The sequence below is a fragment of the Streptomyces chlorus genome (assembly GCF_042655885.1).
GTDB classification, from domain to species: Bacteria; Actinomycetota; Actinomycetes; order Streptomycetales; family Streptomycetaceae; genus Streptomyces; species Streptomyces chlorus.
The window spans coordinates 1-26,028 of the sequence record NZ_JBHSOA010000032.1 but is presented as its reverse complement, the minus strand read 5'-3'; the positions used below and the strand labels follow the sequence as shown (position 1 = coordinate 26,028).

Here is a 26,028-nt window from a genome sequence, read left to right as displayed (position 1 = left end):
GAGCCTTCCGCCGGGGACCCGGGAGCCGGCCGCGGCCGGCGGCCCCGGGGCAGCCGCCCGCACTGCCCGCACTGCCCATACGGTCCGCGGCGCCGTCACCGCCCTGCCCGCCGTCCCTGCCGCCCCCGTCGTTGTCCCGTGCGAGGAGGAACCGTGTCCGTGACCGAGTATGCCGAGTGGAGCGAGGCGGAGCCCGCCGTCGCACCGGCAAGCGGCGCCGTCACCCCCGCCGACGCCGCCGACGCGGCGAGGCTCGTCGCTTTCGGCCTTCAGCCCAAGCTCCAGCCGGCCCGCGACCAGGAGTACGCGGACCTGCTGCGCCGCTACCGCGAGGACCCGCCGTTCGCGCGGCTCGCCGACGCCGTGGCCACGGGCCTCGGGCTGATCGTCCTGGAGGTGTCCCCGCGTGCCGGAATGGCCGTGACCGCCGCCGAGGACTCGGTGTTCGCCGTCCGTATGGGCGACTACGCGCGGCGTACTTCCGCCGACGGCGGAGACAGGTTCCTGCACGGACTCGCGCACCTCGCCGTCGCCGTCATGGCGTTCCCGCGCCCCGAGGACCTCGCCGACGACGGCTACATCGGGCGGGTCACCGTCAACGGCGTCGACGCCTTCGTGCGCCAGACCTGCCACCGGCTCGAGGAGCGGGCCGCGGAACAGGGCGAGAACACCGACCCGGCCAGCGACGCCCCCGGGCTGGAGACGGCCTGGCGGATCTGGGCGAGACGCAGCGCGACCGGCGCCACCAAGGACGCCCGCAGGCTCGCGGGCTCGACCACCGGCATCGTCGCCAAGGCCGTCACCTTTCTCACCGACTCCGGCTTCCTGCAACGCACCGGCGACGACAACGGCGGCACCTACCGCACCACGGCCCGCTACCAGCTCCAGGTGTGCGACCTGGCCGGCAGCGCGGCCCTGGCCGAACTGCTGGAGCTGGGCGTCGTCCCGGTCACCGACGGCACCCCGACCCTGCTGCCCGCGGACAGTGGAGAGGACCTGGACCTGGTGGCCGACGCCGGTCTGCCCTTCCACTCCACCTGAGCCGCCCCAGCACTACTGTGCCACGTCCGCTGTCCGAACCCGCTGTCCCCTCCACATCCCCCTTCCCGTTCCCTCTCTGTCCCGAACCACCCCGACCTGCCGAAGACATTCGAGAGTCCGCCATGTACGAGCTGTCCCGGGTCCGCCTCTACTCCATCGGGCCCGCCGGTGCGCGCTACGCCGACACCGTGCTTGACCTGCGCGGTGTCGGCGAGACCGTGCCGCAACCCGCGCCGACGCAGGCGGAGTTCTTCGCGGAGGAGCCCGTCGGCCCGCCCCGTCGGCCCGCGCCCGCCGGGGTGCTCTTCCTGGAGAACGGCGGCGGCAAGTCCGTTCTGCTGAAACTGATCTTCTCCGTGATGCTCCCGGGCCACCGCAATACCCTCGGCGGCGCCAGCTCCGGCGTGCTGCGCAAATTCCTGCTGGCCGACGACTGCGGCCATGTGGCCCTGGAGTGGCAGCATGTGCTGACCGGCGAGTGCGTCGTCGTCGGCAAGGTCAGCGAATGGCGTGGGCGCCAGGTCTCCAACGACCCGAGGAAGTTCGCCGAGGCCTGGTACTCGCTGCGACCCGGTCCGGGGCTCAGCCTGGACAACCTTCCCGTCGCCGAGGCCACCGCCGTACGGCTGCCCGCCGACGGCCAGTCCGGCGCGCGGGGCCGCCGCCGCACCATGAAGGGCTTCCGGGACGCGCTCACGGAGGCGGGCAGGACGTATCCGCACCTGGAGGTGTACTGGGAGGAGACCCACGAGCGCTGGACCGAGCACCTCGGCGACCTGGGACTCGACCCCGAACTCTTCCGCTACCAGCGGGAGATGAACGCCGACGAGGGCGAGGCCGCCGGCCTCTTCGCGGTCAAGAAGGACTCCGACTTCACCGACCTGCTGCTGCGTGCCGTCACCGACACCCGTGACACCGACGGACTCGCCGACCTGGTCGGCGGCTTCGGCAACAAACTGGGCCGGCGCGCCGAGCTGATCGCCGAGCGGGACTTCACCGCCGGGTCCGTCGAACTGCTCGGCCGGATCGTCGAAGCCACCGGCGCCCGTACCCGGGCACGGGAGATCCACACCGCGGCCGAGCGTCGCACCCGCACCCTGGCCCGCAGGCTCTCCGCGCGCGGCCGCCAGGAACGCGTCCGCGCCGCCGAGCTCGCCCACCGGGTCACCGCCGCCGCCGACGCCGTCACCCGGGCCGGGACGGCCCGCGAGCACAGCGCGCTGATCTCCGCGGAGATCGCCTACCGGCACGCCTCCCTGGCGCTGGCGGCGGCCGAGAAGTCCGCCGCCGCCCAGAAGCGCGAACTCGCCGACGCCCGCACCCTGTACGCGGCCTGGCAGGCTGCCGAGGTGGCGTTGCGCCACCGCGCCGCCGCCGACAGGGCCGCCAGGGTCTCCGCCGCGATCCAGGAGGCCGAGCGGGACGCGGCGCCCGCGCTCGCCGCCCGTGCCAAGGCCGCCGTCGACCTCGTACGCGCCCTGCACACGGCCGCGCGGAACGCCGAGAACCTCGCCAACGAGGAGGAGGAGCGGTCCGCCGCCCTCCAGGAGGTCAGCGACACCGCCCACCGCGACGCCACCGCCGCCGCCACCGAGACACAGCGCGCCCGCAGCGAGATCGGCCACCTCAGGCAGCGGCTCGCCGAGGTCGAGCAGGAGACCACAGAGGCCGTCCGGGCCGGCTGGATCGACGACAGAGCCCCCGACGCCGACCCGGCCCGCGCCGCGCTCGCGGCCAGCGACGCGGAGAAGACCGCGGTCACCGCCTGGGACGCGGCCCGTGAGACGTCCCACCGGGCGACCGAGCACGCGCGCGAAGCCGCCGCCGCCGAGGCCCGTGCGGAACTCACCGCCGCCCGCGCGGCGGACGCGGCCACGGCGGCCGGCCGCGCCCACGAGGGCGAGCTGCGCACCGCACAGGCCCTCGCCGCGGAGGAACGGCCGGCCGAGCTCCTCGGTCTGCCCGGAACGAAGTCCCGCCCCTCCGTTCCGTGGCCCCGCCCCGACACGGACGCCGGACCGGGCGGCGGCCCCGCCACCGAAGGCACCCTCACCGCCACGGAACTGGACCGTTTCACCGACGACCTGCGCGAACTGCTCGAGGAAGCGGTCTCCTCCGCCGAACGCCAGCTGTTCGAACTGCGTACCGCCGCCGCCGACGACGCCCGCATCCTCGGCGCCCTCGGCGACGGGGGACTGCTGCCGCCCGGGCCGGACGTGCTGGCCACGGTCGAGTTCCTCGGCGAGCACGGCATTCCCGCCCTGCCCGGCTGGCGCTACCTCGCCCAGGCCGTCGACCCCGCCGACCACGCGCGCGTGCTGGCCGCCCGCCCGGAACTGGTCGACGGCGTGGTCATCACCGACCCGGACTCCCACACCCGCGCCCGCGCGGCCCTGAGCGACGCCGCCCTGCTGCCCCGCTCCGCGGTCGCCGTCGGCACGGCTGCCGCCCTCCTCGCGCCGACCCCGGCATCGGGCGCGGACACCGGCGACGTCTTCCTCGTACCGCCGAACCCGGCCATGCACGACGAACACGCCGCCGACGAGGAACGGCAGACACTGCGCGCCCGTGCGACCGCACGCGACGAGGAGATCCGGGCGCTCGCGGCACGGCTCGCCAAGGACCGCGAACTGACCGCGCGGCTCACCTCCTGGCGCACCGGCTGCCCGGTCGGCCGGCTCACCGAACTGGCCCGTGCGGCGCATGATGCCCGCGCCTTCGCCCAGGAGTCCGAGGCGGAGCTGGCCGAGGCACGCGACGTGCGGGCGGAGGCCGAGGAGGCCGCGGCCGAGGCCGCCCGGGTACGTGACGAGCTCCAGGAGACCGCGCAGAAAGCCCGGCGCGCCGCCGACGCCCTCGCGGGACTCGCCTTCCGGCTCCGCGAACGGGCAGGCTGGCAGGCCAAACTTCGCGAACTGGCCGACGACGCCGCCGAGGCCGAGGCCCGCGCCCAGGCCTGCCTGGAGCGCGCGCGGACCGCCGACGAGGACCGGCGCGGCGCGCAGCGGGCAGCCGACGATGCCCGGCGCACCGCGCGTGCGCTGCGCGCCGAGCGCTCCGAGATCGCGGGCGCCCCCGACGATGTACCCGACGACGTGCCCGGGGCCGGCACTGAGCCGCCGCGGATCTCCCTGCCCGCTCTGCGCGAGGCGTACCGTGCCGCGTCCCAGGTGTACGAGAAGGTCGGAGTCGGTGCCGACCTGCGCGCCGAGCAGGTCCGTGCGGAGAGCGACGAGAGCGCGGCCCGCGCGGAGCTGGACCGGCTGAGCAACAAGGTCCGCAACCGCGCGGAGCAGCTGCTCGAGTCACCCGACGGCTCGGACGGTCCCAGCCGGCAGGCCGCCGCCGCCCGCGCCGAGGAACTGGTGCAGCTCCTGGAGACCAGGATGTCGAGCGCGAGCGAGCAGCTCGGGCGGCTGCGCGGCGAGGCCGAGCGACTGGCGCCCGTGGACGGTGGGCAGCACACCGCGCTCCCCGAGGAGATGGTGTCGCGCGACGCCGAGCACGCACAGGCGCTGCTACGCACCGTCACGGCCGAACTGGCCTCCCGGACGGAGGAGCTGGACAGCGCCAGGGAGATCCACGGCGATCTCCTCGGCGCGCACCGCGGCGCCGAGGACGCGGCCGAGGGCTTCGACGAGATCGCCGCCATGCTCCGCGACCTGCTGCGGGAACACACCTCCGAGGAGGAACCGGAGCAGCCAGAGCCCTATCCCGGCAGCCCGGAGGAGGCCCGCCGGTCCGCCGCGGAGGCCCGCAGGTCACTCCGCGGCTGCGCCGCCGACCTGTCCGCTGCCGAGTCCACGGTGCGCGAGGCGAGCGACATTCTTGTCAGGCACGCCAACTCCACACGCTACGAGCAGGTTCGCACCCCCGCCCGGCAGCAGATCCGTGAGCTGCCCGCCTCGGCGCTGCCCGAGCACGCCCAGAAGTGGGCGGACGCCTTCGCGCCCCGGCTCCGGGTCCTCACCGACGAATTGGAACAGCTGGAACGCAACCGCGACTCGATCGTGGACCGGCTCAGAGGGCTCGTCGAATCGGCCCTCGCCACTCTGCGCTCCGCGCAGCGGCTGTCGCGGCTGCCCGAAGGGCTCGGCGAGTGGTCCGGGCAGGAATTCCTGCGTATCCGCTTCGAGGAACCCGACCAGGCGACCCTCACCGAGCGGCTCGGCGAGGTCGTCGACGAGGCGACCCGCGCAGCCGTCCGCAAGAACTCCGACCTGCGCCGCGACGGCATGTCCCTGCTGTTGCGCGGAGTCGCCGCCGCCCTCCGGCCGAGGGGCATCGCCGTCGAGATCCTCAAACCGGACGCCGTGCTGCGCGCCGAGCGGGTTCCCGTCGGACAGATGGGCGACGTGTTCTCCGGAGGACAGCTGCTCACCGCGGCCATCGCCCTGTACTGCACGATGGCCGCGCTGCGCTCCAACGACCGGGGCCGCGACCGGCACCGGCACGCCGGCACCCTGTTCCTCGACAACCCCATCGGCCGCGCCAACGCCACCTACCTGCTGGAGCTCCAGAGGGCCGTGGCCGACGCGCTCGGTGTGCAACTCCTCTACACCACGGGCCTGTTCGACACGACGGCACTCGCGGAGTTCCCCCTGGTCATCCGTCTGCGGAACGACGCCGACCTGCGAGCGGGCCTCAAGTACATCAGTGTCGAGGAGCACTTGAGGCCGGGCCTGCCGCGGGAGACCTCCGACGAGGAAGCCGTGCACAGCGAGATCACGGCCACCCGGATGTTCAAACGGCCGGTACCTGCAACCCCCTAGGGGCGCGGGACTGTGTCGATATGCGGCTCCGCGGCGCGGGTGCAGCCGGTGCTTGTGACAGGGAGAACGTGCTTGCTCTTGCGTTTCGTAGCGGCGTCGGAGCCGGATACCCGTGCCGCCGACCACAGCCGAAGGCGGACGTGGTCGGCTCGCCTGTCGGGCGAGCCGATCGCACAGCGAGATGACCTGTAACGGTCCAACGACCTTCCCGTTTCCTGCCGCACCGCCGGGCACGGAGAAATCCGGCTATCAACCCGCTTTTCCCTGCGGTAAGTTCAGGATCGATCAGTTGTCCGAAGAGAGGGACTCTGCCTTGCGCACGACTTACCGTCGTCTGACGACTGTCCTCGGGATAGCTGCGGCCTCCGCTTCGGCGCTCGCCCTGGGTACCGCCCCGGCACATGCCGCCGGCTCCGTCTACAGCGCCTACAACTCCATCACCTCGCCGAGCGCGAAGACCGAGTTCGCCGCGGACGGCGAGATCCTCTCCGCCCTCGACATGAAGAGCGACGGCCACGGCGTCGCCGCCCAATGGCGCTACAACTCCAGCTCCGCCACCCACTCCTACTACCACGGTGGCGGCTATGCCACCGTCGGGAAATGGAACCTGTCCTTCGCGGAGGGCACCACCCTGCAGATCCGCGCCTGTCTCCAGGACACATCCAGCGGCACCCCGTACAGTTGCGGCGGCTGGGAGTACGCCAGGGCCTGACCGGCACAAGCCGGCGAACGGGCGGGCCCTCGGGCCCGCCCGTTCGTGTTCACAGGTCAGTGCTCGCCCGCTCGACGACCTCGGCTCCCTCAAGGATGCGACAACTGCCCCCTCCCGCCCTGTCGGCGTATGCGCCTCTGGGCCCGCTCCGCGGCCTGGGCCTGCCGTCGTGCCCTGCGCCGCTCGCGCCGCAGGGCACGGGCGGTGCTGCTCGGTGCCGACACCACGCCGTTGCGCTGATTCCACACCTGGCGCGTTACCCAGACGTCGAGCGCGGCCCAGGTGGCGACCACGGTGCTGGCGACGCTGCTGAGCACCATGGGGAATGCCAGCCACGACCCGGCCAAGGTGCACAGGAACGCCACCATGGCCTGTATCAGCGTCACCGAGATGATGAGCACCGCTCGCACGGCTGCCGTCCGCACCGGGTCGGGCAGCCTGCGCCGCTTCGCTGGCTCCTCTCTCCACAACGGCCGGTAGTAGGGCCGCTCCTGAGCGGGTTCCCGCTCACTCCGAATATCGCGGTCCCGCGCATCGGTGTCCCGCCGTGCCGTGCCCTGTGCGGCCACGTCCTTCCCGGACGCCTCCTGCCGCTGCGCCGTGCTCATCACCGTGTTGCTCCCCACCGTCGGCGGACCGCTCATCCCTGTCCGAAGACCCGATTCTCCTGTGGCTGCCCGGCTTGCGCTGTTTTACACCGCCCGGGTGCAGGGTGCGGCTCCTGGGGCCGATTCCGCCCCCATTTCCTGCAGAGAAGGACGAGCGGCGGGTTATGAAGATTCCCCATCGGCGAAAAATTCCGGCCAAATAACCGTGTGTGCCCGCCGGAACGGGCTTCCAGGCCGCCACCGGTTTCGGGGAGGCAATCTCCCCCAATGAGCGGACAACTCCTCATCCTCCCGGGCCCGTACGGAAGCTCTGCCTCCGGAAGAGTCTTCGAGTTACCTGTGAGCCAGTAGTAGGCTCGCGCCGTTTGGTGACGTACATGCGTACCCCCTGCCGGTGGGGGTCGAGCTGGGGGAGTCCATGCGCTTTCGCGGGAAGTCCATCCGCCGGAAGATCGTGGCGCTGCTTCTCGTGCCGCTGGTGTCCCTGACGGCGATCTGGGGCTTCGCCACGGTATTCACGGGACGGACGGTCACTCAGCTGTTTCGGGTCTCCGCCGCGGTCGAGGACATCGGCTACCCGATCGAGGAAACCGTCCGCGTCCTCCAGCAGGAACGCCGCCAGACCCTCGTCCATCTCGCCGATCCGCGGGCCTCGGACACGCTCTCTGCGCTCCGCACCACTCGCACGGCCACCGACGGCGCCATCGCCAAGGTCCACAAGAACGCGGACAACCCCGACGTCCGCGACGGGCTGAGCACGGGCGGCGAGGACCGGCTCACCGCTGTCCTGGACGCGTTCGACGGCATCGACTCCCTGCGCGCCAGCATCGAGCAGGGCACGATGAACCGCTTCGAGGCCCTCAACCAGTACAACCTTCTCGTGGACTCCTGCTACACCCTCCTGACCTCCCTCGACGGCATCGACAACGTGGAGATGGACCAGCAGGGCCGCGCCCTCCTCAACCTCAGCCGCGCCCATGAACTCCTCTCCCGAGAGGACGCCCTGCTCGGCTCCGCCCTGGTGGTCGGCAAGCTCACCCGCGACGAGACCCGTGACGTCTCCGACCTGGTCGCCCAGCGCAGGCTGATGTACGACATCAGCCTGCCTGCGCTGCCGTCGACGGAACGCGAGCGCTACGAGTGGTTCTGGGAGAACGCCTCCACCGCCCCGCTGCGCTCCGCTGAGCAGGCGGTCATCAACTCCGAATCCGACACGCCCCGTTCCGTCACCGCCAAGAGCTGGGACACCGCCGCCGACAATGTGCTCGCCGAGCTCGGTACCCTCAACTACCAGGCCACCGACCGCTACCAGGACCGCGTTCGACCCGTCGCCATGGGCGTCATCACCCAGGCCGTCGTCGCCGGCCTCCTCGGACTGATCGCCCTGCTCGTCTCGCTCTTCCTGTCCGTGCGCGTCGGCCGCGGCCTCATCCGCGACCTGCGGCAGCTGCGCCTGGAGGCCCACGAGGCGTCCGGTGTGCGACTGCCCAGCGTGATGCGCCGCCTCTCGGCGGGGGAACAGGTGGACGTCGAGACCGAGGTCCCGCGCCTGGAGTACGACAGGAGCGAGATCGGCGAGGTCGGCCGGGCCCTCAACACCCTGCAGCGCGCAGCCGTGGAGGCGGCCGTCAAACAGTCCGAACTGCGCTCCGGGGTCTCGGATGTCTTCGTCAACCTCGCCCGTCGTAGTCAGGTCCTGTTGCACAAACAGCTCACCCTGCTGGACACCATGGAACGCAGGACCGAGGACACCGAGGAACTCGCCGACCTGTTCCGCCTCGACCACCTCACCACCCGCATGCGTCGGCACGCCGAGGGCCTGGTGATCCTTTCCGGCGCCGCGCCCTCCCGGCAGTGGCGCAAACCCGTCCAGCTCATGGACGTCGTGCGCGCGGCCGTCGCCGAGGTCGAGGACTACGAGCGCATCGAGGTCCGCCGGCTGCCGCGGGTCGCCGTCACCGGCCCCGCCGTCGCCGACCTGACCCACCTGGTGGCCGAACTCTTAGAGAACGCCACGGTGTTCTCCCCGCCGCATACCGCCGTTCAGGTCCTGGGGGAGCGCGTCGCCAACGGCTTCACCCTGGAGATCCACGACCGCGGTCTCGGCATGGCAGCCGAGGCGCTGCTCGACGCCAACCTGCGGCTCGCCGAGACACCGGAGTTCGAGCTCTCCGACACCGACCGGCTCGGACTGTTCGTGGTCAGCCGACTCGCACAGCGGCAGAACGTCCGGGTCTCCCTGCAGCCGTCTCCCTACGGCGGCACCACCGCGGTCGTCTTCATCCCGGACGTACTCCTCACCGACGACGTCCCGGACACCAACGGCGTCGGCTTCCGCCTCGACCGGCCCCGGCGCGCCAAGGACAGGGAACCGGAGGACAGCCGCCGTCTCGCGCTCTCCCAGGCGCCCGTCCAGCTGCCCGGACTGCCCGCCTCGCTCCTGAACGGTCCGGTCGAACTCGAGGCCCCTGTCGACCTGGACGCCCTCGACGACTATCCGGGCGCGCCGGGGGACGAGGACGACGAGCACGGCGGCCTGTTCGGTCACCGACGTTCCCCGTCCCGCACCAAGGACGAGCGGCCGGGCCGCCGCCATGAGCCCCACCCACAGGCCACCGGCATCGGTAAGGCCAACGACGACGGACCGGGCCTGGACACGGACGGACCGGACCTGGGCATGCGCGGCCGGGCGGGTGCCCCGGTCCCGCCGCCCCGCAGGGGAACGCCCAAGCTGGTCAGCTCGCACGGACGTCCTGTCGGCGACGAGCACGTCCGCCGGGAGCGGCCGGACCAGGACACCGGCACGTCGTCCGCCCGCCCTGAGCAGGAACCTGCGCCCATGCTGCCGACTCGCCGCCGCGGTGGGCAACCCTCCCCGCACCGGGAACCGGGACCGCCCGACGAGGGGAAACCGCCTCCCCTGCCCGCCCGCAGGCGGGGCGCGGCCTCCCGTCCCCGGATCGGTGCACGCGCCGACGACCGGCCCGCGGAACAGTCGGCCCAGGGCTCCGCCCGGGACGACGGCCCACCCGCCCCGGCCGCCGGTGACCCTCCGGGCGGCTCCGGACACTCCACGATCGCGCCGGCCGCCCGCCAGGAACACTCCGCGGCGGAGCCAGGCTCCGGCAGCGCCCCGCAGGACACGGGCGCCGGCCCGGCCGACACCGCATCGCTGCCCCGGCGCGTACGGCAGGCCAGCCTCGCCCCCCAGCTCAAACGGAGCGCGCCACGACGGAACGAGGAGAGATCCCAGCCCGTCGAACGGGACGCGGAGGAAGTACGCAGCCGCATGGCCTCGCTTCAGCGCGGCTGGCAGCGCGGTCGTGAGGAGAACGCCGAGGGCGAAGGCGCCCCCGGCGGGACAGCACCACGAGGAACGACCAGGAACGACTAAGGGGGACGGTCGATGACCGCACCGCACACGACCGGCCACGCCGACGACGGCAAGGGGGAGCTCAACTGGCTCCTCGACGACCTGGTGGCCCGCGTCGCGCGTATCCGAAAGGCCCTCGTGCTCTCCGGCGACGGCCTCGCCACGGGGGCCTCCCAGGAGCTGACCCGCGAGGACAGCGAGCATCTGGCCGCCGTCGCCTCCGGGTTCCACAGCCTCGCCAAGGGGGTGGGCCGCCACTTCGAGGCAGGCAGTGTCCGCCAGACCATCGTCGAACTCGACGAGGCGTTCCTGTTCGTCACGGCCGCCGGGGACGGCAGCTGCCTCGCCGTTCTCGCCGACGTCGACTCGGATGTCGGGCAGGTCGCCTACGAGATGACCCTCCTCGTGAAGCGGGTGGGTCCGCATCTGGGAACCGAACCGCGTACCGATCTGCCCCCGGGTGGGTAGTGGGACGACATGAGTGCTGACGGTGAGGGAAGAAGCCACTGGTTCGACGACGAGGCCGGACCGGTCGTCCGTCCGTATGCCATGACGCGGGGCCGCACTTCGAGTGCGGCCCAGCATCGCCTCGACCTGATCGCGGTGGTCGTCACCGAACCCGACGCGGACGATCCGGAGACGGACCCCACACTTTCCCCGGAACACGTGGACATCGTCGAACTGTGCCGTGACACTCCGCAGACGGTCGCCGAACTCGCGGCGGAACTCGACCTGCCGATCGGAGTGGTACGCGTCCTCGTCGGCGATCTCGTCGACCTCGAATCCGTCCACGTGAACCGGCCTGTTCCCCCTGCCGAACTGCCGGACGAGAGTATTCTGCGCGATGTGATCAACGGCCTCCGGGCGCTGTGAGCGGCGCGGAAGCGGAGTACTGACGTGACAGGCTGGCAGTTCTGGGTCGACCGAGGCGGCACCTTCACCGACATCGTCGCCCGTCGACCCGACGGACGGCTCCTCACACGCAAACTGCTGTCGGACAACCCGGCCCTCGACCGGCCCGGTCGTCCTCCCGGTGGGGCGGAACCCACCGCCGACGCGGCGGTCGCGGGTGTCCGCGAACTGCTGGCCGGCTCCCGCGAGCCCGTCGAGTCCGTACGCATGGGAACCACGGTCGCCACCAACGCCCTCCTGGAGCGCACCGGCGAACGCACCCTCCTGGTCGTCACCCGCGGCTTCCGCGACGCCCTGCGCATCGCCTACCAGAACCGCCCCGCCATCTTCGCCCGCCGCATCGAACTGCCCGAGCTGCTGTATGAACGGGTCGTCGAAGTGGACGAACGTGTCGCCGCCGACGGCACCGTCCTGCGCGTCCCCGACCTGGACGCCCTCGGCGGGCCGCTGCGCCGGGCCCACGACGACGGCATCCGGGCCGTTGCCGTGGTCTGCATGCACAGCCACCTCCACCCCGCCCACGAACAGGCGGTCGGGGAACTCGCGGCCCGCATCGGCTTCCCGCAGATCTCGCTGTCCAGCGAGGTCAGCCCGCTGATGCGGCTCGTTCCGCGCGGTGACACGGCCGTCGTCGACGCCTACCTCTCGCCCGTACTGCGCCGTTACGTCCGGCAGGTGGCCGACGCACTCGACGGCGTGCGGCTGATGTTCATGCAGTCCAACGGCGGCCTCGCCGAAGCCGCGCAGTTCCGGGGCAAGGACGCCGTCCTGTCCGGGCCGGCCGGCGGCATCGTCGGGATGGCCCGTATGTCGCAGCTCGCCGGCTTCGACCAGGTCATCGGCTTCGACATGGGCGGCACCTCCACCGACGTGTCCCACTTCGCGGGGGACTACGAACGCGTCTTCACCACACAGATCTCCGGCGTACGGCTGCGCGCGCCCATGCTCGACATCCACACCGTCGCCGCCGGCGGCGGCTCGGTCCTCCACTTCGACGGCTCCCGCTACCGCGTGGGGCCGGACTCGGCGGGCGCCGACCCCGGCCCCGCCTGCTACCGGGCCGGCGGACCGCTCGCCGTCACCGACGCCAACGTCATGCTCGGACGCATCCAGCCCGACCACTTCCCGGCGTTGTTCGGCCCGAACGGCGACCAGCCCCTCGACGCCGGACTCGTCCGCGACCGCTTCACCGGCCTCGCGCGCGAGATCCGCGAGCAGACCGGCGACGACCGCACCCCGGAGCAGGTCGCCGAGGGCTACCTGCGGATCGCCGTCGCCAACATCGCCGCCGCGGTGAAGCGGATCTCCGTCCAGAAGGGCCACGACATCACCCGCTACGCCCTCACCACCTTCGGCGGTGCGGGCGGACAGCACGCGTGCATGGTCGCCGACTCCCTCGGCATTCGCACCGTCCTCGTGCCGCCCATGGCGGGAGTCCTCTCCGCACTCGGTATGGGCCTCGCCGACACCACGGCCATGCGCGAACGCTCCGCCGAGGCACCCCTGGAGTCCGCCGCGATGCCCGGCATCCACCGGATCGCCGACGACCTGGAAGCGGCGGCCCGCGCCGAACTCCTTGCCGAGGACATCCCCGAGGACCGGATCGAGGTCACCCGCCGGGCACAGCTCCGCTACGACGGCACCGACACCACCCTCACCGTCGAACTGAACGACCCCACCGCCATGCGCCGCGCCTTCGAAGAACGTCATCGCGCCACGTACTCCTTCACGCTCGACCGTCCGATCGTCGTCGAAGCCCTCTCCGTCGAAGCCACCGGCATCACCGAACCCCCCGATCTCTCCGCCCTCGCCCCTTACGAAGGCCGCCCGTCCGCCCCGTGCCCCGTCCGCCTCCACACCGGCGGCACCTGGCGCGACGTCCCCCTCCACCGCAGAGAGCACCTTCCCCCCGGGGAGACGGTCACCGGACCGGCGATCATCACCGAGGCCGGCTCCACGACCGTCGTCGACGAAGGCTGGCGGGCCGCTCCGAACGATGACGGGCATGTGGTCATGGAACGCGTCGCGGTTACGCAGAGTTCCGATCTCGACACCGAATCCGACACCGAATCCGACCAGGAAGCCGACCCGGTTCTGCTCGAGGTCTTCAACAACCTCTTCATGTCCATCGCCGAACAGATGGGCGCCCGCCTCGAGTCCACCGCCCAGTCCGTCAACATCAAGGAGCGCCTGGACTTCTCCTGCGCCCTCTTCGACCCGGACGGAAACCTGGTGGCCAACGCCCCTCACATTCCCGTCCACCTGGGCTCGATGGGCATCGGTGTCAAGGAGGTCATCCGGCGGCGCGGCTCCACCACGCGCCCGGGTGACACCTACGCCGTGAACGACCCCTACCACGGCGGCACCCACCTCCCCGACGTCACCGTGATCACCCCGGTCTTCGGCACCGGGCCCGCCGACACCACGCAGGGTGACCGAAGTGTTCTCTTCTACGTCGCCTCACGCGGCCACCACGCCGAGATCGGCGGCATCGCCCCGGGTTCCATGCCCGCCGACAGCCGCACCATCGACGAGGAAGGCATCCTCTTCGACAACTGGCTGCTCGCCGAGAACGGACGGTTCCGCGAGGAGGAGACCCACCGCCTCCTGACCGACGCGCGGTACCCCTCCCGCAACCCGCAGACCAACCTCGCCGACCTGCGGGCCCAGATCGCCGCCAACCAGAAGGGCGTCGACGAGGTCGGCCGGATGATCGAGAACTTCGGCCTCGACGTGGTCCAGGCCTACATGCGGCACGTCCAGGACAATGCCGAGGAATCGGTGCGCCGCGTCATCGACGCCCTCGACGACGGCGAGTACGCCTACGAGACCGACTCCGGGGCCGTCATCCGCGTGCGCGTACGCGTGAACCGCGCGGACCGCTCCGCCACCATCGACTTCACGGGCACCACACCGCAGTTGCCCACCAACTTCAACGCCCCCTTCTCGGTCGTCAACGCGGCCGTCCTGTACGTCTTCCGCACCCTGGTGGCCGACGACATCCCGCTCAACGACGGCTGCCTGCGGCCGCTGCGGATCATCGTGCCGCCCGGCTCCATGCTGGCGCCCCAGCCACCGGCCGCCGTCGTCGCGGGCAACGTGGAGACCTCCCAGAGCATCACCGGCGCCCTCTACGCGGCGCTCGGTGTCCAGGCCGAGGGCTCCGGCACCATGAACAACGTCACCTTCGGCAACGCCCGCCATCAGTACTACGAGACCGTCGCCTCCGGCTCGGGCGCGGGAGAGGGCTTTCCCGGCGCGTCCGTCGTACAGACCCACATGACCAACTCGCGCCTCACCGACCCCGAGGTCCTGGAGTGGCGCCTGCCCGTCCGCATCGACGAGTTCGCCGTACGCGCGGGCAGTGGCGGAGCAGGCCGATGGCGCGGCGGGGACGGCGCGGTCCGCCGCATCCGCTTCCTGGAACCCATGACCGTCTCCACGCTGTCCCAGCACCGCAGGATCCCCCCGTACGGCATGGCGGGCGGCGCGCCCGGCGCGCCCGGCGCCAACCGGATCGACCGCGCGGACGGCACCGTCACCGCACTGGACGGCAGCGACTCGGCGGACGTCCGCCCCGACGACGTGCTGGTCATCGAGACCCCCGGCGGTGGCGGCTACGGTCCACCGCCCGACCCCCACCGAGCAGGAGAAAAGTACGATGATCTTCGGGCGTTCTGAGCGCGGCAAGCCCCCGGTCGAGCCCGTCACGCTCAAGATCCTGGTGGCCGGCGGCTTCGGCGTGGGCAAGACCACGCTCGTCGGCGCGGTCAGCGAGATCAGGCCGCTGCGCACCGAGGAACTGCTCACCGAGGCGGGGCGCCCGGTCGACGACCTCAGCGGGGTGGAGGCCAAGAACACCACCACCGTGGCCATGGACTTCGGCCGCATCACGCTCCGCGAGGACCTGGTGCTGTACCTCTTCGGCACGCCCGGCCAGGAGCGGTTCTGGTTCATGTGGGACGAGCTCGCCGAGGGAGCCCTCGGTGCCGTCGTCCTTGCCGACACCCGGCGGCTGGAGGACTGCTTCGCGGCCATCGACTACTTCGAGCGGCGCTCCATACCGTTTCTCGTCGGCGTCAACTGCTTCGAGGGAGCCGTACGCCACCCGGCCGATGACATCCGCCGGGCCCTCGATCTCGACCCGGACGTGCCGCTCCTGATGGGTGACGCCCGGGACCGGGAGTCGGTCAAGACGGTCCTCATCGGTGTCGTCCAGCACGCCATGGCACAGGCAGCGCAGCGCCGCCAGGCCGTCACCACCTGAACCCGGCTCGCCCCGTCCAAGGACTTCGCCGCCTTCTTCAGTGGGGCGAGACAGACGGCGACCTGTCGGTCGTCCGTCACACTGTCCGGTGTGCACAGCACCGTGGCCAGGGACAGCGTGACCGGCCGGCCCCCTGTCGGCCCAGCGCCTTCGCGAACGTCGCCCCGGCCGCATACCCCGGACAGCCGGCACGCACGGTGTCCGCGTCCACCACCGAGTCGATGTCCCGCCACTGCAGCCGGTGTCGGCGAGCGCCGCGGGGGCCGCCGCCACGCCGTACTCGACGAAGCCACGCCCCACTTGCCCCACAGGTGCATACCGGCGCCGAGCACCGCCACCTCTCCCGTCGCCCGGTCACCCCCGTGGGTTTGAACTGCCAGATCGTCCAGGTCGTCTCCCCGTCCTCACGGAGTACGCCGGCGACGACCTCCACCTCCATGCCCACCGCCGACTCGGCGACGGTGACGGAGGCCGGTACCGGGCGACTGTGTACGACCACACCCGGCCGCGGCGCGACAACGGCACCTCCATCACCCTCGTCCAGCATTCCTGACGGATGGTCAGGAGCGTGCCACGGATGAGCGAACAAGGGCAGGGTGCTTCCCCGTTGAACCCGCCTCCTGATAGATGCAGGAGACATGACACAACTCTCCGCCGCGGTATGCGCTCTGGTCACCACACTCGCCGCGCTGACAGCGACGACCGCCCCCGCAGCGTCCGCCCCGGCGACGCCGGAGCCCAGGGCCCCGAAGGACTTCGTGGCGCTGAGCAGTGTGGATCCGACGATCATCCAGGAGGTCCGCTACTTCACCCTGCACAACTTCGTGGGCGAGCGCATCGACGGCTACCGGGAGCCGCTGTGCATCCTCACCCGCCCCGCGGCCCGAGCCCTCCACGAGGCTCAGCGGAAGCTGCTGCCCAGGGGCTACTCCCTGAAGGTGTACGACTGCTACCGGCCCCAACGCGCCGTGGACCACTTCGTACGCTGGGCCAAGGACCCCGACGACCAGGCGATGAAGGCCGAGTTCTACCCGAACGTCGACAAGTCCCGGCTGTTCGCCGACGGTTACATCGCCGAGAAGTCCGGCCACAGCCGCGGCTCGACCGTGGACCTCACCGTCGTACGGCTCCCCGCCACGCCGACCCGCCCGTACCGCCCCGGAGAACATCTCACACCCTGCTTCGCGGGCCAGGACGAGCGGTTCCCCGACAACTCCGTCGACATGGGCACCGGTTACGACTGCTTCGACACCCTCAGCCACACCCTTGACCCCCGCATACAGGGAGAACAGCGGGCCAACCGGGTGCTCCTCAAAAGCACCCTGAAGAGTCTCGGCTTCGTGAACCTGGCCGAGGAATGGTGGCATTACACCTTCAAGCCGGAGGCCCATCCGGACACCTACTTCGACTTCCCGGTGTCCCGGAGGCCGCTCGCAGGCCACCGCTGAACGGCCCCGGAGACGCCCTCGCCCTGATCGGTTACAGTCCGCGCGTGCCCAGAACCCAAACCCCCGGCCCCGATCCTGTGCCGGACTCCCACTGCTCGAGCTGCGGCACGCCCTTCGGCGAGGGCGTCTCCGGCCGGCCCCGCACCTGCCCGGCATGCGGCACCGTCGCCTATCGCAACCCGCTGCCGGTCGCGGTCGCCCTCCAGCCCGTGTACGACCCGAAGGGCACCGCCCTGGTCGTCATCACCCGGACCATCGCCCCCGCGCGCGGAGGCACGGCCCTGCCCGGCGGTTACATCGACGACCGGGAGGACTGGCGCCAGGCCGTCGTCCGCGAACTCCAGGAGGAGACCGGCATCGACGCGGCGAGCCGGGACGTACGGCTCGCCGAGGCCATGAGCTCGCCCGACGGACACCTGCTGCTGTTCGGGCTGCTCCCGGAACGTCCCGCGGAAGGGCTGCCGTCGTCGGACGCCACGGACGAGACGGAGGGCTGGCACCTGCTGCGCCGCGCGGAGGAACTTGCTTTCCCGCTGCACACACGTGCCGTGCGGGCCTGGTTCGAGGGCCGGTACATCTGACCCCACGGCTCAGCCCGGCCGGCCCACGGGCACGCAGGGGCCGGGCTCTTCCCCGCCCCGCTCAGTTCGGCCCGAGCCCGCGGACACGCACCGGGTGGGGCAGACCGCCGGTGCCGTGCTCGCCCTCCCGCTCGACGACGATCCGGGACCCCGCCCAGCGGGCGGTGTACCGCTCAATGCCCGGCTCCTCCCAGCCGTCGCCGGCGTCCGCGACGACCGTCCCGCCACCGGTCTGCCCCCTGGCCGGCGCCCACACCTCCAGTTCCAGCCCGCCGTCCTCCCCGTACACGGGAATGACGGCGCCCGCGCGAGCGAACACCGGAATGCGGTCCAGGGGCGCGTCGACCAGTACCTGGGCAGGCCCGTCGAACGCCCGACCCGTCGCCGTCTCGTACCAGCGCCCGCCGGGCAACCGCACCGTACGCCGTTCCGCACCCGGAACCAGCACCGGCGCCACCAGCAGGCTGTCGCCCAGAAGGAAGGCGTCCTCGCAGTCGCGCAGCGCACGCTCCTCCGGCGCCGACCACCACAGCGGTCGCGCATAGGGAGCACCGGTACGTCGGGCCAGATGCGCCAGAGTCACGAGGTACGGCTGCAGCCGCCGGCGCTCGACGAGAGCCGTGCGCGCGTGCACCAGCACCTCGGCACCGAACTCCCACGGCTCCCTGTGCCCCGCCCCCGCGCGGGTGCGGAGCAGCGGCAGATGGACGCCCAGCTGGAGCCACCGCAGATACAGCTCGGGAGATGGGTTCCCGCCGGTGCCGCCGATGTCCGGCCCCGCGTACGGGACACCACACAGCCCGAGCCCCAGGACCAGGGCCAGTGACGCCCGCAGCCCGGGCCAGCCCGTGGCCACTTCCCCCGACAAGCTCCCGCCGTAGCGCTGCATGCCGGCCCACCCCGAGCGTGAGAACAGGAACGGCCGCTCCTCGGGCAGTAGCGCCCGCAGCCCCTCGTGGGCCGCCCTGGCCATGCACAACGCGTACACGTTGTGCGCCTCACGATGATCACCGTCCCGCCCGTCCAGGGCGTGACGGGCCGAGCGGGGGAGCGTCGGCTCCCCGAACGCGGCGAACGACGTCGGCTCGTTCATGTCGTGCCAGAAGCCCGCGAACCCCTGCTCCAGCCGCTCCGCGTACAGACCGCCCCACCAGGCGCGCACGCGCGGGTGCGTGAAGTCGGGGAAGACCACGCCCCCGGGCCAGGACACACCCTGGACGACATCTCCCGAGGCGTCCCGAACGAACGCGTCCCGGGCCGCCCCCGCGTCGTACACGGCGTTGCCCTCCCCGGCAGGGACCGCCGGACCGACGACCGACACCAGCCGGACCCCGTCCCGCCGCAGCTCGTCGGCGAGGGCCGGCAGCTTGGGGAACCGCTCCTGGTCCACGGTGAACCCCTGGTGGGCGTCGTGGTGGCCGCTACCGAGGTGGACGGCGTCGAGCGGCAGCCCGTGCTCCTGATAGCCGGCGACGACCCGCCGCACTTCCCGCTCACTGCCGTCACCCCACCGCACGTGATGATGGCCGAGGGCCCACGCGGGCGGCAGCGCGGGCGCACCGGTCAGTGACGCCCAGGCGAGCAGCACCCGCGCGGGAGTCCCCACCATCACCCAGCAGCGCAGCGGCCCCCCGTCCATCCGCAGCTCGCTGGTCCCCGCCCGGTCGTGCCCGGAGCCGGCACCCTCCACGCCTTCCCGCAGCGTGACGGTGCCGTCCCACGAACAGTCGTGGAACGCGAGATGCGTGCCCGCGTCGGCCAGCACCAGCTGCACCGGCATCGTGAGGGGAAGCGGATCGTCGCCGGGCTCGAAACCGAGACCGGGACCCGTGTTCCACAGCCGGTAGGTGCCGTCCCGCAGCCTCGGCCCCGAGGCCCGTTCCCCGAGCCCGAAGAACCGGGCGTCGGCACGCACCTCAGACCGCTGCATCCAGCGCGCCGTACCCCCTGCCACCGGCTCCCACCACCGCGGCGGCAGCTCCCGACGCAGCACCACGCCCCCCGGAGTGAGCACCTCCACCGCGCCGTGCCACGAGACGGTGACCGTCACCCGCTCGGCGACCACCCGCCAGCCGCCGTTGGTGTCCGGCTCCAGCACCGCCCGCGGATCCGGGTCGGGACAGCGCCCTGCCAGCGCGTACGACGGCTCCGGAGCCGCCCCGTCCCAGCCCCAGAAGACGGCCCCGTTCACGGCGACGCGGATCCGCAGCTCGGAACGGCCGAACCGGACGACCCCGCCCCCGGGCCCGGGTTCCACCTCCCGTACCGGCCCGGGAGTGCGCGCGCGCTCCGCCCCGCGCGGTGGCAGCCCGGTGGCATCGGCCCGCCGCCTGCGCCACGCTGCTCGTACGGTACGCAAACCCTGTGCCGTCCCCATCGAGCCGACCGATCTCACCGAACGCACCAGGTCACGACCGTCCATGGTGCTCACCCTGCCACTGCCCGCACCTCGCACGTGTGTCGTTCAACTGCCGTTCACTCATGATCGGACCACATCTTCACGACCGGGACTATGTGGGCCACGCCCTGGTACGGAAGACGATCACGTGGCATCGTCCCTGTCAGCCGCGTCACGCGCACCCCCCAGCCCGTGCGCGCAGGACGCACACGACGCGCACAGTCCGGGAGCCGCCCATGTCGACCGTGAACCCCCAGCCGCTCTGGCAGCCAGATCCGGAACGCATCGCCCGTGCCCGGATCACCATGTTCCACGCGTGGGCGGCCGAGCACCACGGCGCCCCCGCCGAGGGTGGCTACGCGGAGCTGCACCGCTGGTCCGTGGACGAGCCGGAAACCTTCTGGAAGGCCGTCACGGAGTGGTTCGACGTCCGCTTCTCGACCCCTTACGCGCGCGTGCTGGGCGACCGTTCGATGCCCGGCGCCCAGTGGTTCCCCGGTGCCACCCTCAACTACGCCGAACACGCCCTCCGCGCGACCGCGACCCGCGCGGACGAACCGGCGCTCCTGCACGTCGACGAGACCCACGACCCGAGGCCCGTCACCTGGGCCGAGTTGCGCCGCCAGGTCGGCTCCCTGGCAGCCGAATTGCGCGCCCTCGGCGTACGCCCCGGCGACCGCGTCAGCGGCTACCTGCCCAACATCCCGCAGGCCGTCGTCGCCTTCCTGGCCACCGCGGCCGTGGGCGGCGTGTGGACCTCCTGCGCGCCCGACTTCGGCGCCCGCAGTGTGCTCGACCGCTTCCAGCAGGTCGAACCGGTCGTCCTGTTCACCGTCGACGGCTACCGCTACGGCGGCAAGGAGCACGACCGCCGCGACGTCGTCGCCGAACTGCGCCGTGAACTGCCCACCTTGCGCGCCGTCGTACACATCCCCCTACTCGGCACCGACGCCCCGGACGGGACACTCGACTGGCAGACCCTCACCTCCGCGGACACCGAACCGGTCTTCGAGCAGGTGCCCTTCGAACACCCCCTGTGGGTGCTCTACTCCTCCGGCACCACCGGACTGCCGAAGGCGATCGTCCAGTCCCAGGGCGGCATCCTGGTCGAACACCTCAAGCAGCTCGGACTCCACTGCGACCTGGGCCCGGAGGACCGCTTCTTCTGGTACACGTCGACCGGCTGGATGATGTGGAACTTCCTCGTCTCCGGCCTGCTCACCGGGACGACGATCGTCCTGTACGACGGCAGCCCCGGCTACCCGGACACAGGCGCCCAGTGGCGGATCGCCGAACGCACCGGCGCCACCCTCTACGGCACCTCCGCCGCATACGTCATGGCCTGCCGCAAGGCGGACGTGCACCCCTCGCGCGACTTCGACCTCTCAGCGGTGCAGTGCGTCGCCACCACCGGCTCTCCCCTGCCGCCCGACGGCTTCCGCTGGCTGCACGACGAGGTGCGCGACGACCTGTGGATCGCCTCCGTCAGCGGCGGTACGGACGTGTGCTCCTGCTTCGCCGGCGCCGTACCCACCCTCCCCGTCCACGTCGGCGAGCTGCAGGCACCCTGCCTCGGTACGGACCTGCAGTCCTGGGACCCGAGCGGCAGGCCCTTGACCGACGAGGTCGGCGAGCTCGTGGTCACCAATCCAATGCCGTCCATGCCGATCCACTTCTGGAACGACCCCGATGGCAGCCGCTACAACGACAGCTACTTCGACACCTACCCCGGCGTCTGGCGGCACGGCGACTGGATCACCCTTACCTCCCGAGGTTCCGTCGTCATTCACGGCCGTTCCGACTCCACGCTCAACCGTCAGGGCGTCCGCATGGGGTCGGCGGACATCTACGAGGCCGTCGAGCGCCTTCCCGAGATCAAGGAATCCCTCGTCATCGGCATCGAACAGCCCGACGGCGGCTACTGGATGCCCCTGTTCGTCCACCTGGCACCGGGCGCCGTGCTCGACGAGGGACTGAAGGGCCGTATCCAGCGGACCATCCGCGAAGAACTGTCCCCGCGCCACGTCCCCGACGAGATCATTGAGGTACCCGGCGTCCCGCACACCCTGACCGGCAAACGCATCGAGGTCCCGGTCAAGCGCCTTCTCCAGGGCACACCGCTGGAGAAGGCGGTCAACGCCGGCTCCGTCGACAATCTGGATCTGCTCACGTTCTACGAGGACCTGGCCCGCAAACGCGCCTGACCTCACCCTGCCCGCCCGGTCCGCAGCCGTCCGGCCCGGACGCCTTTGTCAGTGCCCACGGTTACCGTGAGTGAGCATTGATCGACTGTGCAGGGGGAAACATGACGTACACCGACCACCGAACCATGCGACGCGTCCTGCGCCGCGAGATCGCGGGCACCATCGGGCTGCTGACCGACGAGCACGACTTCCGCGCCATGCGGCACTACCGAAGCTTCATCTTCGACGATCACGGAACATACCTCGAACACGTGGAGGCCGTCCTCAGGGCACGTGTCCTGCAGGGCAGCCACACCACACTGGCCCTCTTCGACCCCGAGGAGTACACGGAGTTCTGCGCACAACGCGGCCTCGACCCGGACAGCCACACCAGCCGCACCCGCTTCACGGCCGAACTCGCGGTCACCGGAGCCACCGTCCCCTATGAGGGACAGCCTCTGACCGACCTCCTGCCCGCCCTCGTCGACGAGGGCGTCCGCCAGGCGACCTGGGAGTACGCAACCATGCTCCTCGCCCGTCTCGGCGCCTGCCCCTCGTGCGGCGAGGACCTGGGCCGCGAGGCCTTCGCCCGCGCCTCCCAGCTGATCGTCCGCATCCTCGACACGGCAGGTCCCGGGAGCCGGCACCTCGTCTGCAGCGTCTCCGGACCACCCGAGACCCTGCTCGCCGTCCTCCACGCCGACGACAACGGCGGACGCCTGGAACTGGACGACGCCGAGATCCTCGAATTCACCACGGTGCTGGCCGTCGGTCTCGCCACCGACAGTCCGGGCGGGCTCGTCATGCGGACCACCGCCCTGGGCACCCCCGACCGCATCCACGGCTGGCGGTTGCGCGCCCATGGCCTCGAGCCCCTCACTGCGGGGGAGGTCTTCGACGCCTACTGCACCGACGTCGAATCGGGAGATCTCATCCCGCCCGAGTCCAACGTCGACTACTGCGAGCCGCCCGACCTCGGGGAGGACCCGAACCCGACCCACCACCACTGAGCCCCGAACGGAAAGGGGAACGCAGAACGGAGAAGGAGAACGGAAACCAGGGAGGGGCGCCCCTTGAGCGGAGCGCCCCTCCGGGAACAGCGGCGGCGGTCGTCAGTGAGCCCGAGACGCGTCCCGCTCTTGCCCTACTACTCGCCCGACAGCACCGCCTGAGCGGCCCTGCGGGCCTCCTCGGCACTGTCCGTCGCACGGGCCGCCGCCGCGGCCCGCTCGCACTGCGCCAGAGTGAACTTCGCCAGCGCTGCCCGCACAAAGGGAATGGACGCCGCACCCATGGAGAGGGAGGTGACACCCAGACCGGTCAGCACCGAAGCGAGCAGCGGGTCGGAGGCGGCCTCACCGCAGACACCACAGCTCTTGCCCTCGGCCTTCGCGGCTTCCGCCGACAGCGCCACCAGGTCGAGCAGCGCGGGCTGCCACGGGTCCTGCAGCCGGGACACCGCACCCACCTGACGGTCCGCGGCGAACGTGTACTGCGCGAGGTCGTTCGTCCCCAGTGACAGGAACTCCACCTCTTGCAGGATCGAGCGCGCCCGCAGCGCGGCCGACGGAATCTCGACCATCGCACCGAACTTCGCGTGCAGACCCGCCTCACGGCACGCGTCGGCGAAGGCCTTGGCATCGGCGCGGTCCGCCACCATCGGGGCCATCACCTCAAGGTGGACGGACAGCCCCTCCGCAGCCTTGACCAGCGCCGACAGCTGGGTTCGCAGCACCTCGGGGTGTTCGAGCAGCGACCGCAGACCGCGCACGCCCAGTGCCGGGTTCGGCTCGTCCGCCGGGGTGAGGAAGTCCAGCGGCTTGTCCGCGCCCGCGTCCAGCACCCGCACCACCACACGGCCCTCGGGGAACGCCTCGAGCACCTGACGGTAGGCCTCGACCTGCTTCTCCTCGGAGGGAGCGTTCTTGCTGTCGTCGAGGAAGAGGAACTCGGTACGGAAGAGACCGACGCCCTCCGCGCCCGCCTCGACCGCGGCCGGCACATCCGCCGGACCGCCGATGTTCGCCAGCAACGGCACCGTGTGACCGTCGGAGGTCGCACCGGGCCCGGTCGACGTGCCGAGCGCCGCCCGGCGCTCGGCTGCCGCGGCCTCGAGCTGTCCCTTCTTCTCCTCGCTCGGGTTCACGAAGATCTCACCGGTGCTGCCGTCGACGGCGATCAGTGTCCCTTCGGCGAGCTCACCGGCACCGGGCAGGGCCACCACGGCCGGCACACCGAGCGCCCGAGCCAGGATCGCGCTGTGGCTGGTGGGTCCCCCCTCCTCGGTCACGAAACCGAGCACCAGGGTCGGGTCCAGCAGCGCTGTGTCCGCCGGTGCGAGATCACGGGCCACGAGGACATAGGGCTCGTCGCTGTCCGGGACACCTGGCATCGGAACCCCGAGCAGCCGGGCGACGATACGGTTCCGCACGTCGTCGAGGTCGGCCACGCGGCCCGCAAGATACTCACCGGCAGCGGCCAGCAGTTCGCGGTACGCGGCGAACGCGTCGTACACCGCGCGCTCGGCGGTGCTGCTTTCGGCGATACGACGTTCCACGTCCGTCATCAGCTCGGGGTCCTGGGCCATCATGGCCTGGGCCTCGAGTACCGCCTGGGCTTCGCCGCCCGCCAGGTTGCCGCGCGCCATCAGATCGGCCGCCACTGCCTCCACGGCCTTGCGGGCGCGCCCCTGTTCACGCTCCGCCTCCTCAGCCGGGATCTGCCTGGCCGGGGGCTCGAGGACCGCCGTTCCCATGTGTCGAACCTCGCCGATCGCCACACCATGGCTCACACCGACGCCTCGCAGCGTTGTCTCCATCTCACCTGTCTCCGGTAGTTGCGGCGGTATCCGCCGCCGTGTGGGTTGACCTGCTTGCCGTCGAGTGACGGCACCGGCGTCACTTCCAGAGGAAGAGGGGTTCGCCGGCCTTCACCTCGCCGTCGTCGCGCAGTTCGGAGAGTGCCTCCACCGTGGCGTCCAAGGCCACGACCGGGCACACCGGGGACTTGCCGGAGGCCTCGACTGCGGCAGGGTCCCAGCGCACGACACCTTGACCGCGGGTCACGGTGTCGCCCTTATTGACGAGCAGTTCGAAGCCGTCACCGTTGAGCTGCACGGTGTCGATGCCGAGATGGGTGAGCACGCCGTGACCGCTCTCGTCGACCACGACGAACGCGTGCGGGTGCAGAGAGACCACGACACCGTCGACGGGGGAGACAGCAGTGGAGGGCTCCCGTATGGGGTCGATCGCCATACCCGGGCCGACCATGGACCCGGAGAAGACGGGATCGGGCACGGAGCCGAGTCCGATCGCCCGTCCTGCGAGCGGGGATGTCACGGTGGTCATGGGAAGCCTCCCAGGGGTGGAGATCGGTAGGGGCCCGTCACTGTCGGTCTCGGACGGCGCACTGCGATGCAGCGTATGGCATAGGTAGTACCGGTTCCGTGCGAGAGGACCGATTGGAGGTCTAGACCACTTCTTCTTATTGATTTGCACCCGATCCGCAGCCCCGTGTACAGTCGACAACCTGCCTGGGGCTGGACGGCGTGATCTCGCGTCACTACCTCGCAGCAAATCCAACTCGTCAGATCCTATCCCGGGGTCAGCTTCTGCGTGTTCGCAGGACAGTGGTCAGGGAGCAGGAGAAACGCTGATAGTGTTGGAAACATCGAAGGGAAGCGCCCGGAGGAAAGCCCGAGAGGGTGAGTACAAAGGAAGCGTCCGTTCCTTGA

At 71.3% G+C, this 26,028-nt stretch carries 16 protein-coding genes and 2 pseudogenes; 12 read left to right on the top strand and 6 right to left on the bottom strand.

Going from position 1 to position 26,028, the window contains the following annotated elements:
• Positions 1-159 precede the first annotated feature (159 nt).
• From ACFPZI_RS15625 to ACFPZI_RS15615, 3 genes are all read left to right on the top strand, one after another.
• Positions 160-1,041 carry a hypothetical protein gene (locus ACFPZI_RS15625; RefSeq protein ID WP_381363609.1) on the top strand — a complete coding sequence of 294 codons (882 nt, stop codon included), beginning with the start codon at positions 160-162 and terminating at the stop codon, positions 1,039-1,041.
• Between the two features lie 122 nt (positions 1,042-1,163).
• Positions 1,164-5,813 carry a hypothetical protein gene (locus ACFPZI_RS15620; RefSeq protein WP_381363472.1) on the top strand — a complete coding sequence of 1,550 codons (4,650 nt, stop codon included), beginning with the start codon at positions 1,164-1,166 and terminating at the stop codon, positions 5,811-5,813.
• Positions 5,814-6,126: 313 nt separating this feature from the next.
• Positions 6,127-6,525, top strand: coding sequence for a hypothetical protein (locus ACFPZI_RS15615; protein ID WP_381363470.1), 399 nt, complete (start codon positions 6,127-6,129; stop codon positions 6,523-6,525).
• 89 nt (positions 6,526-6,614) lie between these two features.
• On the opposite strand, the gene ACFPZI_RS15610 is transcribed toward ACFPZI_RS15615, so the two are convergent.
• Positions 6,615-7,133, bottom strand: coding sequence for a hypothetical protein (locus ACFPZI_RS15610; RefSeq protein WP_381363468.1), 519 nt, complete (start codon positions 7,131-7,133; stop codon positions 6,615-6,617).
• Between the two features lie 418 nt (positions 7,134-7,551).
• Here ACFPZI_RS15610 and ACFPZI_RS15605 point away from each other — a divergent pair, with 418 nt between their 5' ends.
• From ACFPZI_RS15605 to ACFPZI_RS15585, 5 genes are read left to right on the top strand one after another with little or no spacing between them, the layout of a single operon-like run.
• Positions 7,552-10,527, top strand: a complete 2,976-nt coding sequence (locus ACFPZI_RS15605) for a nitrate- and nitrite sensing domain-containing protein (RefSeq protein WP_381363608.1) — start codon at positions 7,552-7,554, stop codon at positions 10,525-10,527.
• A 12-nt stretch (positions 10,528-10,539) separates the two neighbouring features.
• Positions 10,540-10,974, top strand: a complete 435-nt coding sequence (locus ACFPZI_RS15600; RefSeq protein ID WP_381363466.1) for a roadblock/LC7 domain-containing protein — start codon at positions 10,540-10,542, stop codon at positions 10,972-10,974.
• Positions 10,975-10,983: 9 nt separating this feature from the next.
• The gene (locus tag ACFPZI_RS15595) at positions 10,984-11,379 is read left to right on the top strand and encodes a DUF742 domain-containing protein (protein WP_332426092.1); all 396 of its coding nucleotides are present in this window, start codon (positions 10,984-10,986) and stop codon (positions 11,377-11,379) included.
• A 24-nt stretch (positions 11,380-11,403) separates the two neighbouring features.
• The gene (locus tag ACFPZI_RS15590) at positions 11,404-15,099 is read left to right on the top strand and encodes a hydantoinase B/oxoprolinase family protein (protein WP_381363464.1); all 3,696 of its coding nucleotides are present in this window, start codon (positions 11,404-11,406) and stop codon (positions 15,097-15,099) included.
• Positions 15,080-15,685 carry a GTP-binding protein gene (locus ACFPZI_RS15585; protein WP_381213474.1) on the top strand — a complete coding sequence of 202 codons (606 nt, stop codon included), beginning with the start codon at positions 15,080-15,082 and terminating at the stop codon, positions 15,683-15,685. Before ACFPZI_RS15590 ends, ACFPZI_RS15585 begins: the two co-directional genes overlap by 20 nt.
• Positions 15,686-15,812: 127 nt before the next feature.
• On the opposite strand, the pseudogene ACFPZI_RS15580 reads toward ACFPZI_RS15585, so the two are convergent.
• Together ACFPZI_RS15580 and ACFPZI_RS15575 are read right to left on the bottom strand one after the other, a co-directional pair.
• Positions 15,813-16,002 (bottom strand): annotated as a pseudogene (locus ACFPZI_RS15580) (lipid-transfer protein); the annotation flags it as partial.
• 35 nt (positions 16,003-16,037) lie between these two features.
• Positions 16,038-16,213 (bottom strand): annotated as a pseudogene (locus ACFPZI_RS15575) (PhlB family protein); the annotation flags it as partial.
• Between the two features lie 110 nt (positions 16,214-16,323).
• Here ACFPZI_RS15575 and ACFPZI_RS15570 point away from each other — a divergent pair.
• Positions 16,324-17,133 carry a M15 family metallopeptidase gene (locus ACFPZI_RS15570; RefSeq protein WP_381363462.1) on the top strand — a complete coding sequence of 270 codons (810 nt, stop codon included), beginning with the start codon at positions 16,324-16,326 and terminating at the stop codon, positions 17,131-17,133.
• 44 nt (positions 17,134-17,177) lie between these two features.
• Complete coding sequence (locus ACFPZI_RS15565) at positions 17,178-17,714, top strand: NUDIX domain-containing protein (RefSeq protein WP_381363460.1); 537 nt, start codon at positions 17,178-17,180, stop codon at positions 17,712-17,714.
• A 61-nt stretch (positions 17,715-17,775) separates the two neighbouring features.
• Here ACFPZI_RS15565 and ACFPZI_RS15560 read toward each other — a convergent pair whose 3' ends face one another.
• A complete protein-coding gene (locus ACFPZI_RS15560; protein ID WP_381363458.1) occupies positions 17,776-20,136 on the bottom strand; it encodes a glycoside hydrolase family 31 protein in 2,361 nt (786 codons plus the stop codon).
• Between the two features lie 212 nt (positions 20,137-20,348).
• Between ACFPZI_RS15560 and ACFPZI_RS15555 the strand changes: the two genes are divergently transcribed.
• The gene (locus ACFPZI_RS15555; RefSeq protein WP_381363456.1) at positions 20,349-22,316 is read left to right on the top strand and encodes an acetoacetate--CoA ligase; all 1,968 of its coding nucleotides are present in this window, start codon (positions 20,349-20,351) and stop codon (positions 22,314-22,316) included.
• 101 nt (positions 22,317-22,417) lie between these two features.
• A complete protein-coding gene (locus ACFPZI_RS15550) occupies positions 22,418-23,305 on the top strand; it encodes a hypothetical protein (RefSeq protein ID WP_381363454.1) in 888 nt (295 codons plus the stop codon).
• A gap of 137 nt (positions 23,306-23,442) precedes the next feature.
• Here the strand turns inward: ACFPZI_RS15550 and ptsP are convergent, their stop codons facing one another.
• Positions 23,443-25,113 carry a phosphoenolpyruvate--protein phosphotransferase gene (gene ptsP, locus ACFPZI_RS15545; RefSeq protein WP_381363453.1) on the bottom strand — a complete coding sequence of 557 codons (1,671 nt, stop codon included), beginning with the start codon at positions 25,111-25,113 and terminating at the stop codon, positions 23,443-23,445.
• A gap of 79 nt (positions 25,114-25,192) precedes the next feature.
• The gene (locus ACFPZI_RS15540; RefSeq protein WP_381363451.1) at positions 25,193-25,642 is read right to left on the bottom strand and encodes a PTS sugar transporter subunit IIA; all 450 of its coding nucleotides are present in this window, start codon (positions 25,640-25,642) and stop codon (positions 25,193-25,195) included.
• Between the last annotated feature and the right edge of the window lie 386 nt (positions 25,643-26,028).